The following is a 12,651-nucleotide window of genomic DNA, read 5'->3' as shown; positions in this document are numbered from 1 at the left end:
TATGGAATTTGCCGACCAGCCGCAGCAGCCCGCGCGTTCGCGGCGGGTCACGGCCGCGATGGTTGCAGCCAAGGCAGGCGTCTCGACGGCCACCGTCTCGCTGGTGGCCAACGGCAAGACGGCGGGCCGGGTCTCGGAGGACAACGTTTCCAAGGTCCGGGAGGCCATTGCCGAGCTGGGCTACGTGGTGGACGGGATCGGCAGTTCGCTGGCCAAGGGCGTCAGCTCGATCGTCATCCTGGTGGCGCCCGACATCTCCAACCCGTTTTTCGCCAAGGTGATCGCGGGAGTGCGGGAATCCCTCGGCGCGCAGTACCAGTTGCTGCTGTCCGTTACCGAGGCGGGCGAGTTTCCCCAGGCCGACGACGTCCGGCGGTTGATGTCCCTCCGCCCGGCAGGGCTCCTGGTGGACGCACCCAACGCAGGCTTCCTGGAGGACCTCGGGTCACCTTCGCCGCTGGTCCTGCTCGATGCCCCCGGGCTGGAGGCGTACGCACCGTCGGTGAACCTGGACGTGGCCAGCGGGGCGCGGGAACTGGCGGCACATCTCGCCGAGTCGGGCCACCGGCAGGTGGCATACGTGGACAGTGTCACGGGCACCGAAACGTTTGCCCTCCGCCGGAAGGCCTTCCTGGAGGAGGTGTCCGGCCGCGGTGTCACCGTGGGCGAGGAACGCATTATTGGCACCACCATCGACGTCGGCGCGGCGGCTGCCGCCTTCGCCTCCGCTTGGCCGACGTGGCAGCGCGAGGGGGTAACTGCCGTCGTCTGCGGTACTGACACCCACGCCTACGGCGTGCTGCAGGAGGCGCGGGTGGCCGGGGTGCGCATCCCCGAAGAGCTGGCCGTGGCCGGCTTCGATGACCTGCCCTATTCCGCCACGAGCAATCCCGGGCTTACCACCGTGCACCTGCCCGCCACTTCCCTGGGGTTGAAAGCCGGGGAGCAGCTGCGCCGCCTGATGGAGGGCAAGGCCCTGGAACAGACCGGGGTCACGCTGGAGAGTTCGCTCGTGGTGCGCGGCTCCACAGTGGCGGCCAAGGCCTGACGGTTCGGCCCGCCGTCGTTCTTGCTGTAATTTTCAAGGCATGGCAGGCCGGTCGCTCTCCCGCAGCCAGTCATTGAAGAACGCGGCGAGCTGCTGGCCCGAGGCTTCCTCCATCACTGCCTCGAAGTCTTCGCCGGTAGCTGACGAATCGTCATACCTGGCCAGCCATTCCCTCGCACCTGCAAAAAACGCTGTGTCCCCCACCTTCGCGCGCAAGGCGTGAAGGGCTGCTCCGCCACGGCGGTAAACCTGCTCCGCGAAGAGGTTGTCCCGTCCCGGTTCGGTAATATTAAGCGCCCAGAGGTTTTTCGTATCAAGCTCGGCAACAGTGTCGGTGAATTGCTTTGCCACTGTGGCTTTTCCCTGGTGTTCGGCCCACAACCACTCGATATACGTTGCCCAGCCCTCGTTGAGCCAGATGTCCTGCCAGTCCGCCGGGCTGACGGAGTTCCCGAACCATTGGTGCCCCAACTCGTGGGCCACCGTATTCTCGCTCGCCGCCTGCGAGTAGACCGGCCGCGTTTGGGTTTCCAGGGCATAGCCAACGGAATCGTCATCAACGATCGCGCCGAACGCCTCGAACGGGTACCGTCCAAACAGTTTTTCCAGGAAGGAGATCATCCGGGGCTGCAGGGCGAGTGAAGCGTTGGTCTCCGTGAGCGCTTGGCTCGTCACGCCGGCGTCGACAGCGTTGATGATCGGCAACCCGCGGGGTCCTTCGTCATAGGACAGGGCGTAATCACCCACGCTTGCCGTGGCCAGGTAGCTGGCCATGGGATCGGATGCCTCCCAGGTCCACGTCGTCCACCCCGCCCTGGTTTGCGGTTTAGCCGCGGGCAGGCCGTTGGCCACGGCGGTCTTTCCTTCCGGGACGGTGATGCGGAAGGTGTAGGTGGCCTTGTCCTCCGGGTCGTCATTGACGGGATACCACGTGGACGCTCCTTCGGGTTCATTGGCTACGAGGGCGCCGTCGGCGGTGGTGACCCACCCGTACAGCGCCCCGGTGGCGTCGACGGGCCGACCGGTAACGCCGGCGTAATCGATGGTGATGGTGGCCTTGTGGCCGGCCTTCAGCTTCGGCCGAAGGTTCACGGTCAGCTCCCACACGCGGTTGGCGTCGTCCCGCAGCTGGGACCATTCGGCAGGGACAGCGCCGTCCCCGGCGGTCCCCTGCTTCGCGTGCTTCCCGTCCACCTCTACTGCGCTGACCAAGAGGCCGCGCAGGTCGAAGTTGAGGGCGTTCAGATCCTGTGTGGCACGCAGGGTGATGGTGGCCTCCGCGGTGAGGTTACCTGCGAGCACGGCAGGGTCTGACGGCGGGGTGTACCGGAGATCGAGGTCGTAATGGAGGACGTCGTACCCGCCGTTACCGGCGTTGGGAAAGTAGGGGTCGCCGCTCCCGGGTGCTCCGGCGGCGTATTGCGGCGCATTATTTTGAGGCATCGCTTGCGCGGGAGCGCCAAGGCCGGCAGCAGTGGCTGTAACCAGCACCATGGCGGCCGCTATGGTGCTTGATGTTCTCATCAATATGGTCCTTGTGGTGGTCCTGAAAGGGGCAGAAGCCGGGCGCAGGCCGCTTGAATCTGCCGTGCGGCAAGTAACGTCAGTGCCTTCGCGGCAACGAGACCGGTACCTGCGGCTCCTGACGCCGCTCCCCACAGTTGGGAAGAACTTAGGCCCCGCTGCCGGGCTTGTCAACGCTCAGCTGGAAACTCCCCGCGCCGCCCGGCCGGGGCGGGCGCCGGGAGGCTGCCTCGCGCCGCCGTCGTTCTGTCCCACCCCGGCCGTAAGCTGGAATCATGCCGAGTAACTGGGACAGCCTGGACGCGAGCCTCCGCGAGTCCGTGGAGCACAACGTGGAGATTTACGAGCGCGTCCGGCCTGCCTTGAAACTGGTGACCCGGGATGTCCTGCTGCTGATGCGGGACATGCTGAAGGACAGTGAAGTTACGCCGCTGTTCGTCACCGGGCGCACCAAAACGGTGGAATCGTTCAAGGAGAAGATTTCCCGGATTGAGGAGCCGCTGGAGCCCGGCGGCCCGCCGGTGCTGAAGTTCCCGGACCCGTTCCGGACCCTGAACGACATGGTGGGCATCCGCGTGATCACCAAGTTGCCGGCCGAGAACGCCGCGGTGGCCAACATCATCAAACGCCAGCGGCAGCTGTTCGACTGCCGCGGTGACCGGGAAAAGGACATCGGTTCCATCGAGTCCGGCACTTACGGTTACTCCAGCCGGCACCTGATCCTGCGGACCATCCAGAACGAGGCCGTGAAGGAGTACCAGCAGGTTTTTAATCCGGACGCCCAGCCCAACGGCAGCTACTTCTTCGAATGCCAGATCCGCACGATTTTTGCCCACGCATGGAGCGAGATTGAGCACGACATCCGGTTCAAGGCCGAGGATCCCCGCGCCTGGTCACCGCACTTCGACCGGCAGTTCACGGCCACCGCGGCGATGCTGGAAACGGTGGAAATGGCGTTCGCAGACCTCCACGAACGCTACGAGGAAGTGCGCAGCTTCTGGGACATGGACGGCGAGGGGGCCGCGCCGCTCACGCCCAACCGGATCCGGGACGTCTGGCGCACGCTGCTGCCGCACGTGGACCGCAAGGTGGACGACGACTGGGGCTGGGCCGCCGAGCTCCTCGCCGCGCACGGCCTCAACCAGACCATGCAGCTGGCCGGCCTGCTGAGTGCCAACCGCATCACCGAAGTCCGCAAAGCCCTGGACCACCGCTACTCCCCCGGCCCGGACCGGCTGCTCGATGACCTGCTGCTCTGGCAGTACGGCACCAAGCACATCGACCTCACCGCCGAAGCGCCCGACGCCGTCCCGCACCCGCGGCGCGACAGCCTCCTGCGGCGGCTCAAAGAGATTGAGCGGTACCGGCTGACGAAGAAGTAGGAAGCGGGTTCCCGGGCGGAACTCCTTCGCGCGTCAAAGTTCGGCCGCCACCGCCCGCCGCGAGTACCGACCCAGCCAGGAACGGTCACGGGCGGGAGGAACTTGCCGGGACCAGCGGGGAACCGGCGTAGCTTCCTCCATGCTTAGTGGCGATCCTGCCGTGTCTACTTAGGATGGATCGGTGACTAATGAGCCTTCCCTGAATGACATTCAGCCCGCGGAGTTGCGGCCGGATGCTGAGCTACTCGTCGGCCTGTTGGTCTCACCCTCTTTGGCGGCGGCGTTCGGCCCGGACGCCGCCGCCGCAACACGCAATGATCTGATGCAGCAATACCCGGGGGTGCACTGGGAGCTGACGGTGGTTGAGGACAGGTTGGTGGATCCACCCACCGAGACGCTGGATCTGCTGGAGGCGGCCCGGGACCGGGTGCTGGAGGAAGGCTGGGACCTCGCCGTGGTTCTTACCGACCTGCCGCTGAAGGACGGCCGGCGCCCTGTGCTCACCCAGCTGAGCCCACTGCATTCGGTAGGACTGGTAGCCGTCCCCGCCCTGGGGGCAAGACACGTGCGGCAAAGAGCACAGGACACGACGGTGCAGGTGGTCGGGCAGTTGCTGGGCTACGACGCTGAGGACCTTGACGCTCAGCAGAATTTCACCCGGAAGGCCTTCCAGCTGTCCACCGATCTGGAGGAGCGCGCGGACGACAACGTTGTGCAGTTCACCGCTCGGGTACTCAGCGGCAACGTTCGGCTGCTGCTGGGCATGATCCGGGCCAACCGGCCGTGGGCCTTTGTGGTCCGGTTGTCACGGGCACTGGTGGTGGCAGCGGCCACCGGGGTGCTGACACTGGTTGCCTCCGACCTGTGGTTGCTGGCCCTGGCCTACGGACCCCCACGCCTGGGGTTGTTGGCGGTCATGGCGATCACGGCGGTGAGTGCCGCCCTGATTCTGGGAGGCGGATTGTGGGAACGCCCGCGGCGGCGTGCCCAGCGCGAGCAGGTAACCCTGTTCAATTTGGCCACCGCCGCAACCGTGGTCATCGGCGTCCTGGTGTTCTATCTGGCCCTGTTTATCCTGTCCCTGCTCGGGGCGTTCCTGCTCGTCGACGGGACGGTCCTGGCAGGTGTCGCAGGACGCCCGGTAAACGCGCTGGACTATGCAAAGATCAGCTGGCTTACCGCCAGCCTGGCCACCGTGGGTGGAGCACTGGGAGCGGGACTAACGGACGAGGACGTGGTTCGGGCCGCCGCCTACACGCGGTCCAGCACCTGACACTGCCCCAACGCAGGAGTCCCGGGCGCAATACTTCGCCGCGCCCCGGGGCAGCCAGGAGCATTCGCGCAACGGGCACCTTCCCGCAAAGGCGTTATGGGCCCCCACTAATTGCAGGTTTTCCGCCTGTTGGCCGCTCAGAAGCCGAATATTGAAAAGGGCGCCTTCGATGCCTCTGTTCCCCACGATGGCCGCTGCAGGTAATCCTCCAACTCGGGGATGGTGATTCCGGCAGCCCTTGCCAACGCTGAGGGGGTGATGCCGGCGTTTGTGGCTGTTCTTAGTGCGGCGCATAGCTCTTCCTCAGCTGAATCCAGCTCCCACTGCAAGCGTTCGAGCCGTGCTGACGCAAGGGTTGCGTCTCTCAACGAGTCGGTTGAAGCCTCTGCAGTCAGTTCTGGTCCCGTCGCGGCTACCCCTTGTGCATCTGGCTGAGCAGGTTTGGTGGGCGGAAGTTTGGCGGCCGGCGCTCCGTGAAATCCTGCGCGTCGGTGCTTGAGGTGCTCTGCTACGGCGGTCATTTTCATCCCCAGACGTTTTCGGGTTTTACTAGCTTGCCTAGTATTTAGGACGTCGAGCAAATTGTCCAGCTATCCGTGCTTTATTCCGCCTTGGCTACTTCATGCATGGCGTCCCGCATCCGGTTCACAAAGTCGATGACGGTGGTGAGCTCGCCTGGGCCTAAGGAGCCGATGACGTCTGCAAGGGGCCGTCGGGCTTCCTCCAGGGCGCGCGCGTCCTCGTATTCAAACTGTTCCGTGTACTTGAGGAGTACAGCGCGCCGGTCCCTTGGATGCGGTTCTCTGGCTACGACTCCACGTCGGACCAGTCGGTCAACGAGGGTAGTGACAGAGGCTGAGCTGAGCCCGAGACGTACGGCGAGCTCCGTGGGCCGGAGCCCTTCCCCGGCCGAAGAAGCTTCCTCTATGTAGCGAAGGGCAAGGGAATCGGTGGCTCCGCGGTCCATGATGGGCCGGGTTCGCCGCAGCATTGAGGTTTCAGCCGCCCGGTATTCACTGAGGGCATTGAGCAGGTCGGTGAACAGGATCTGTTGCCGCCCGGCAACGGGGTGAGCATCAAGGCCTCCTGTCACAGACATCGAAACCACGTCCACTTCCTAGGTTGCCTACTTACATGCTTGTCAAGCAACCCAGCGTACCGCGATTCGGAATGATCCGCTTAACGGTTGAGCGTCCAGTTCCACGAGCGCTCCTGCAGGAGCCGCGAAGGAGGCCGAAATCGACAGACCCCGACGACTTAGCGAAGGAGAAGGTCGCCGAGCGCCAGCTTTTTCACCAAGCCGGTTTACATTAGGTGAAATAGATCAGCTCTTGGGGGTACAAATAATGGCGTCCGTGGAACCAGGAAAAGCTGAGCTATTTTTGGATGAACACGGCGTTCTTCAGCTGAAGTGGGCCCGCAATACCACTATCCGGTCAAGTGATGCTGAGGCGGCCATGCATATGGTCAATGAGCTTTGCGGACAGACTGAGTGCCCCCTGCTGGTGGACATGGCGACAATCTCTAAAGTCAGCCGCGGAGCCCGAGTTGTCTTCGCCCGCACCTGCCAGGCCTCACAAGTCGCGCTTCTGGGCGCTTCCCCAGTAGATAAAGTCATAGCTAACTTTGTTTTGGCCCTGAACCCGCCGACCCGCCCCAAGCGCTTTTTTACGTCCCGGACAGAAGCCATGGCATGGCTACTGACAGGCACCACAGTCTGATTTGCTTCCGCTCGGGATCCTCGGAAGATTCCGCTTCCAAGCGCGGTGTGGCGCGGTTTTGAAGGCCACCCGGAGGCTTAGGCCAGCTGGCCAGCTGCCGGGTGCAGGAAAGCTAGGCGTCGAAGTGGGTGCGGATTGTTGGATCCGCGGTCAGGGAGGCGACCACTGACGCTGCGACATCACGTAGCTTCGTGTTGCGGCTGTTCGAAGCGATTTTCAGGATCTTCATGGCGGCGTCCTGACTGCAGCGGTTTTGGGCCATGATTGCCCCGGCTGCAAGGTCGATGACAGTGCGCGATTCCATTGCCGTAGCAAGGTTGTTTTTGGCCTCAGCGAGCTGGGTGATGCGTACCGCGAGCCGGAGGGCTTTGGAGGCATGGTAGGCATAGGACTGGACGTTGTCGATGTCCTCGCCGCTGAATCCGTGGGAGCGGGTGGAGTACATGTTAAGGCCTGCTTCCGCTTCCCCCTCAAGGGCCAGCGGCACCGACAGGCTGGACCTGACCTTTTCCGCCAGCGCCGCTGCTGCATAGCCGCCCCACCGGCGTTCCGTCCGGACGTCCGGCACGTGGACCGCGCTCCCTTCGCGTATGGCCGTAAGGCATGGACCATCGCCGGCGCGGTATTGGATTTCATCGAGGCGGCGTGCGGCCCCTTCGCTGCTGGCAACCGTCACGGGCTTCTTTTGGCGCAGCAGGGTGATGCTGCAGAAGGCAACGGCAGGGTCCGAAAGTGTTAGAGCAGTGAAGTTCGCCAGTTCGTCCAGCATTGCCTTGACGTCCTCGGTCCTCAGTACGAGGTCCTGCAAATGATCGACGAGCAGCTCTGGCTGCAAGTGAAGTGGTTCCTGGGCCATGACTTGGCCTCATTCCTACTAATGCCCGTACGGCAGCCTTTGATGCGGGTTCCGAACAGACGTTGCGGCCGCCTGCAGCGCCCGCATATGGAGTCTGGTTTATTAGCTGTTGCCGGTGTGGACGATGCTTTCCTGGTCCTCTTCATGGGCGGGGGCGTCGGCGAGGCCATCCGGGGTCAGGTCCATGTCCTCCAGGGCGGCATGTGTGTCAGCGGTGGTGGCGTTAGTGTCAGTCATGGAAGGCATTCCTTCGCTTCTGCCGGTGCCGTGTGATCAGGCGGGCGGCGTGCATGGAGTCGCGTCACGACTGTTCAAACCATGGCCGGATAGCTGGTGAGGATGTAGTCCGCAGCGGCAGGGCACTTCTTCATGCGCAGGCCTTCTCCCGGGCTGAGCCGTTGGGTCATTGCAGCCCAAAAGACGTGTTCAGGCTGTGGTTTCTGCTGCGACACGCAGCACCAGCTGGTGTAAAGGCCGTAAAGGGAGTCCCCGTCGAGCCTTGCGCCTGACTCGTGGTCTTTGTAGGTGGCTTCTTGAAGGAACTGGTCGAACTGTGAATGCGCCAATGTGGGGCTCTTTTCACTACAGTGCAAGTCTCCGCCGTTCGGCTACAGCGGCCTTAACTCAAATGCCATGCACGGGGCATTAAGCGTACTGACTTACCATCGCGTTTCTGACGCTCGGGCTGGTTACTGCCCCGGTGAAGCAGACGATCCTGGCCAGCACCGGAAGGGATGCTACGCCAAAGCCGCTATGTCCCGGTGGGCGCCGGAGGCCACTTTAGGCGTGCTCGTTGCGCGCTCGTTGGGGGTCTGCGTAATCATCGGTTCTCCCTTGGAGAATGTGAGCAACCTGGACGGCCCCTGCAAACCCTGGTCCCTTTACTGAAACCATGTCGACAACTTCTCTACACTGTAGACTGTATGCGTAGACTAGGTCTTAAGCAAGCTTACGTATCGCCGTGTGGGTGGGCCTGGCGTTATGGAAACAGGACGGATCCAATATGGCCTCTATTAAGAGTCGCGACGACCAAATTCCAAAAGGGCGGGGGCGTCTGAGCAGGGACATTGTGCTGAAAGCTGCTCTGGAGTTGGTGGACTCTGAAGGCCTCGATGCTTTGAGCATGCGCCGCCTTGCCCAGGAACTCGGCTGTGATCCCATGAGCCTGTACCGGCACGCAGCGAACCGGGCGGCCCTGCTGGATGGCGTCACCGAGATAGTGCTGAACGAATTGGCAATTTTTCCCGATGACCCTGACTGGCAGGCACAGCTGCGCCGGATCGCCCATGACCTCCGGCTGTTGGCCCTTCGTCACCCCAACGTCGTCCCCCTGCTGGTCACCCGGCCGTTATCCACTCCCCTGGGCTTACGCCCGCTGGGGACGCTTCGTCCGCTGGAACAAATCCGTGCGCTGTTGATAGACGCTGGATTCGCCCCCGCTGACGCCTTGCACGTCTACCGCGCCTACTACGGATTCCTTTATGGTCACATCCTCAACGAACTCCAGGAATTCATCGTGGACCCGGATGAAAACGAGGCCATCCTGCGATTGGGCCTGCACCGCTTGCCGGCCAAAAAGTTCCCCCACCTCAGGGCACTGGGGCCAGTCCTGGCAGACTACGACGGCGACGCCGAACTCGATCAAGGCCTCACTATCCTTCTCAACGGATTGAATGCCCAACTAAGGCATCTCCCCCACCGGGGATCTCCGGACCCGGATGGGGCCGACTCCTAGAGGTAGTTGTCACTCCTGACCAGCTGCAGCCATGAGCTTCTTGCGGTGATGCATTGGCTGCGCGGATTTCGTCGTAACGCTTACGGGGCGTTAGAAGCCGTCATTGCTTCAACGACGGTCTTGGCGGTCGCGTACCCGTCGGCAATCACCTTGTCCGGATCCGCTGCTCGCAGCATCATTCCCAGCACGCCGGTCAGGATCAGAGCCACTCGTTCAGCGAGGGCTTGTGCCGCACCGGTACCGACAACGGGTATGGCGAGTTCGTGAAGACGCGTGGTGAGTAGTTCCGTGTCACTGCGCAAAGCCTCATCGAGTAGCTGACTCGGGTGGGGCGTTTCTGCCGCCACACTGAGGAACGCGCACCACCGGGCCGTTGCAGGCCCGGACCGGTACCGGGCCAGGGCAGGGAAAACAGCAAGTAGCTTCTCCTTGGCCGTTGAGGCAGCACAGACTTCCCGCTGCCAGTCCTGGTCCCAGCGCGTCAGGCGACGTCGCAATGCCTCGACGATAAGCCCTTCCTTGTTCCCGAAATGGGAGTACAGGGTGGCGGGCGCAACGTTGGCCTGTTTGAGGATCACGTCGACGGGTGTCGCTGCGACGCCTTGGGTAAAAGCAAGATCTTCAGCAGCGTCGAGCAACCTTTCCCGCGCGCTGGGTTGTGCGGCCATGCTTTCATCCTATAACGTTCGTTTCAATGAAACGCGCGTTACAGACCCGTCGGTCGACAGCCCCTCGAATGTTCGCGATAAGTGCCGTTGCGCTGGTTGCGACAACCTATGGCCTGGCCCGATTCGGATACGGTCTCTTCCTTCCTTCCTTCTCTTCGTCCTTCGCGCTGACCCCGACCATCGCAGGTCTCCTCTCATCCGGCGCGTCGCTCACATACTGCGCTTCAGCCGGTTTTGGATTCCGGTACGCGCCCCGTCGGCCCCGCTTCGTAACCGTCCTCGCCGGCTCGACCGCAACCCTTGGAAGCGCGGGCATCGCGGCCGCTCAGGACACGATCTTCTTCATTTTCGCTGTGCTACTGGCCGGGATGGGGGCTGGCTTTGCATCACCTGCGCTGGTGGAACTCGTGCAACGCAACACGGCAACGGCCAAGCGAAACCAACTTCAGTCGATCGTGAATTCGGGCACCGGTTTCGGTGTCGTCGCCGCCGGCGGTATGGCCTTAGTGCTGGGCCCCTCGTGGCGGGCAGCCTGGATCCTCATAGCCGTCATGACTTTCATCGCCATGGTCGGCGTCCTTCGCTCGGACGCTTCTGACACCGAAGGGCTTAGTAAGACTGCGAATCACAATGAAGGGTCTGGTAGCGGAGCATCCAGCGTTCGAGACCTAGGTTGGCCAATCGCTGCGGCTTTCGTCCTCGGGCTTGGAAGCGCCGCCCTCTGGGTATATGGACCCTCACTCCTCGAGGACGACGGCGGGATGACAGTCGCAACATCCGCGATCGCGTGGATGGCCTTGGGGGCCGGTAGCTCAACCGCGCTCCTCCTGGCGCCCTGGCTCGCCCAGCACTCCGTCAGGACCACTTGGTATATAACCGTAGGTGCGACGTCGGCCGCCACAGTGGGATTCGCCCTGGTACCCTCCAGCCCGGCGCTCAGCCTCGCTGCAGCAGGACTTTTCGGCCTCGCCTATACAGCAGCAACCTCAGTGCTCATCATCTGGGCCTCCCTTACAGCGGCGAACAGCGCTGCAGGAACGTCAATCCTTTTCATCAGCCTCGTTCTGGGCCAGGCCCTTGGATCAACAGTTATCGGTGCCCTAATTCAAGAAACCAGCCTGGTCTTTGCCTTCATCACTGCCGGAGCCCTATGCCTCCTCAGTGCTCTCGGAGCTATAACACAGCGGACAATTCCCGGACGTCGGCAGCAAGGAAAGACTCTTGAGCGCAGGATTAGGTGAACCGGTGGTGTCCGCTGGCTTGGGTGAAAGCTCCCGTGGCCATCCGGGCACCCGGACCGCTTCCATGAGTCAACGCGAAGGGTTGATATGGCCGGGATCGGGGCGTAGAGTCCACGACGTCGGAAGGGCAAGGAGCCGATCATGGGGCAACTGGTGGTCCAAGAGTTCGTCAGCGCCGACGGATTCGCGGGCGATGCCAACAACAATTTCACGTTCTATGAGTACTTGTCCGGCGGCACTGCCGAATTTGACCGCAGCCAACTGAAGTGGCTGGAGACGGTCGACACGATGGTCCTGGGGGCAAAGACCTACCGCGAATTCGTGGAGTACTGGCCAACGCCGGCCTCAGCACATGAACTCATTACGCCGGCGCTCAACGCGCTCCGGCGTATCGTATTCTCCAATCACCTTAGGAACGCCCCGTGGGGAGACATGCCGGAAGCACGAATTGAATGCGGCGACGCCGTAGCGGCAATCAGGAGAATCAAGGCCGAAGCGAAAGCCGACGTCGTCATTTGGGGCAGCCTGACCCTCGCCGGAACGATCCTGGCGGCGGGCGAAGTAGACCAGGTGAGACTGATCGTGTTGCCGGTAGCGATTGGTGCGGGACGGGGCGTGTTTCCTTTCGAGCAACGTCCACAAGTGTTGTCCCTGCAGAGTGCAACAACATATGACCAAGGGCTGATCGAGCTTGTCTATGGAGTCCCCGGGAAGGGTTCCGGGATTCACGCCGCGGATGCGTTGCCCGAGGCATCCGGGTTCGACGAAAACTCCGGCAGCTGAAGGTTCGTAGCTGAACGCAGAGGGGCCCTGCATGCCAGAGACCTACTTAAGCGTCGATGACTATATCGCCGCGCAACCCGCTGAAACACGTCAGGTCCTGCAGGAAATCCGCAGACAGGTACACGAAGCCATACCCCACGCCGAGGAGAAGATCAGCTACGGCCTCCCCACCATCACCCTCCAGGGGCACTACGTCGTGTACTTCGCCGGCTGGAAACAACACGCTTCGGTTTACCCTGTGCCCCGCGGCGACGAGCTTCTGAGGGCAGAAATGGCTCCCTACCTGGCGGGAAAAGGCACACTGAAGTTTCCGCTGGCTAAACCCGTTCCCTACAACCTCATCGGGAAAGTCGCCGCCCAGCTTGCCGCAGAAAGACATGGCGGGGCATGACCGCCGGTGTTTCTGTGACCGCTATGGGC

General features: G+C 62.7%; 14 protein-coding genes. 8 read left to right on the top strand and 6 right to left on the bottom strand.

The genetic code is table 11. The features are described 5' to 3' along the window. Positions 1–58 precede the first annotated feature (58 nt). Positions 59–1,048: a LacI family DNA-binding transcriptional regulator gene (locus AC5RTE_RS05060; RefSeq protein WP_494040776.1), complete on the top strand. Its 990-nt coding sequence runs from the start codon at positions 59–61 to the stop codon at positions 1,046–1,048. Between the two features lie 33 nt (positions 1,049–1,081). Here AC5RTE_RS05060 and AC5RTE_RS05055 read toward each other — a convergent pair whose 3' ends face one another. Then, positions 1,082–2,572: a M1 family metallopeptidase gene (locus AC5RTE_RS05055; protein WP_494040314.1), complete on the bottom strand. Its 1,491-nt coding sequence runs from the start codon at positions 2,570–2,572 to the stop codon at positions 1,082–1,084. Between the two features lie 275 nt (positions 2,573–2,847). Between AC5RTE_RS05055 and AC5RTE_RS05050 the strand changes: the two genes are divergently transcribed. Further along, complete coding sequence (locus tag AC5RTE_RS05050; RefSeq protein WP_494040313.1) at positions 2,848–3,954, top strand: GTP pyrophosphokinase; 1,107 nt, start codon at positions 2,848–2,850, stop codon at positions 3,952–3,954. A gap of 181 nt (positions 3,955–4,135) precedes the next feature. After that, positions 4,136–5,227: a hypothetical protein gene (locus tag AC5RTE_RS05045; RefSeq protein ID WP_494040312.1), complete on the top strand. Its 1,092-nt coding sequence runs from the start codon at positions 4,136–4,138 to the stop codon at positions 5,225–5,227. 601 nt (positions 5,228–5,828) lie between these two features. Here the strand turns inward: AC5RTE_RS05045 and AC5RTE_RS05040 are convergent. Beyond that, positions 5,829–6,326, bottom strand: coding sequence for a MarR family winged helix-turn-helix transcriptional regulator (locus tag AC5RTE_RS05040; RefSeq protein ID WP_494040775.1), 498 nt, complete (start codon positions 6,324–6,326; stop codon positions 5,829–5,831). A 256-nt stretch (positions 6,327–6,582) separates the two neighbouring features. Here AC5RTE_RS05040 and AC5RTE_RS05035 point away from each other — a divergent pair, with 256 nt between their 5' ends. Next, a complete protein-coding gene (locus tag AC5RTE_RS05035) occupies positions 6,583–6,948 on the top strand; it encodes a DUF7793 family protein (RefSeq protein ID WP_494040311.1) in 366 nt (121 codons plus the stop codon). A gap of 112 nt (positions 6,949–7,060) precedes the next feature. Here AC5RTE_RS05035 and AC5RTE_RS05030 read toward each other — a convergent pair whose 3' ends face one another. From AC5RTE_RS05030 to AC5RTE_RS05020, 3 genes are all read right to left on the bottom strand, one after another. Further along, positions 7,061–7,804 carry a GAF and ANTAR domain-containing protein gene (locus AC5RTE_RS05030; protein WP_494040310.1) on the bottom strand — a complete coding sequence of 248 codons (744 nt, stop codon included), beginning with the start codon at positions 7,802–7,804 and terminating at the stop codon, positions 7,061–7,063. Positions 7,805–7,906: 102 nt separating this feature from the next. After that, complete coding sequence (locus tag AC5RTE_RS05025; protein ID WP_494040309.1) at positions 7,907–8,041, bottom strand: hypothetical protein; 135 nt, start codon at positions 8,039–8,041, stop codon at positions 7,907–7,909. Between the two features lie 74 nt (positions 8,042–8,115). After that, positions 8,116–8,370: a hypothetical protein gene (locus AC5RTE_RS05020; protein WP_494040308.1), complete on the bottom strand. Its 255-nt coding sequence runs from the start codon at positions 8,368–8,370 to the stop codon at positions 8,116–8,118. A gap of 437 nt (positions 8,371–8,807) precedes the next feature. Here AC5RTE_RS05020 and AC5RTE_RS05015 point away from each other — a divergent pair, with 437 nt between their 5' ends. After that, complete coding sequence (locus tag AC5RTE_RS05015) at positions 8,808–9,539, top strand: TetR/AcrR family transcriptional regulator C-terminal domain-containing protein (RefSeq protein ID WP_494040307.1); 732 nt, start codon at positions 8,808–8,810, stop codon at positions 9,537–9,539. 80 nt (positions 9,540–9,619) lie between these two features. On the opposite strand, the gene AC5RTE_RS05010 is transcribed toward AC5RTE_RS05015, so the two are convergent. Continuing rightward, positions 9,620–10,207 carry a TetR/AcrR family transcriptional regulator gene (locus AC5RTE_RS05010; RefSeq protein ID WP_494040306.1) on the bottom strand — a complete coding sequence of 196 codons (588 nt, stop codon included), beginning with the start codon at positions 10,205–10,207 and terminating at the stop codon, positions 9,620–9,622. 68 nt (positions 10,208–10,275) lie between these two features. Between AC5RTE_RS05010 and AC5RTE_RS05005 the strand changes: the two genes are divergently transcribed. From AC5RTE_RS05005 to AC5RTE_RS04995, 3 genes are all read left to right on the top strand, one after another. Further along, positions 10,276–11,448 (top strand): MFS transporter, encoded by a 1,173-nt coding sequence (locus AC5RTE_RS05005; protein ID WP_494040305.1) that lies wholly within the window; start codon positions 10,276–10,278, stop codon positions 11,446–11,448. A 141-nt stretch (positions 11,449–11,589) separates the two neighbouring features. Further along, complete coding sequence (locus tag AC5RTE_RS05000; protein WP_494040304.1) at positions 11,590–12,231, top strand: dihydrofolate reductase family protein; 642 nt, start codon at positions 11,590–11,592, stop codon at positions 12,229–12,231. 31 nt (positions 12,232–12,262) lie between these two features. Next, positions 12,263–12,622 carry an iron chaperone gene (locus tag AC5RTE_RS04995; protein WP_494040303.1) on the top strand — a complete coding sequence of 120 codons (360 nt, stop codon included), beginning with the start codon at positions 12,263–12,265 and terminating at the stop codon, positions 12,620–12,622. The last annotated feature ends 29 nt before the right edge of the window (positions 12,623–12,651 follow it).

This window comes from Arthrobacter sp. K41 (genome assembly GCF_059089645.1).
Note: the sequence above shows the minus strand (reverse complement) of the source record. Positions and strands in the feature narration are given on the sequence as shown.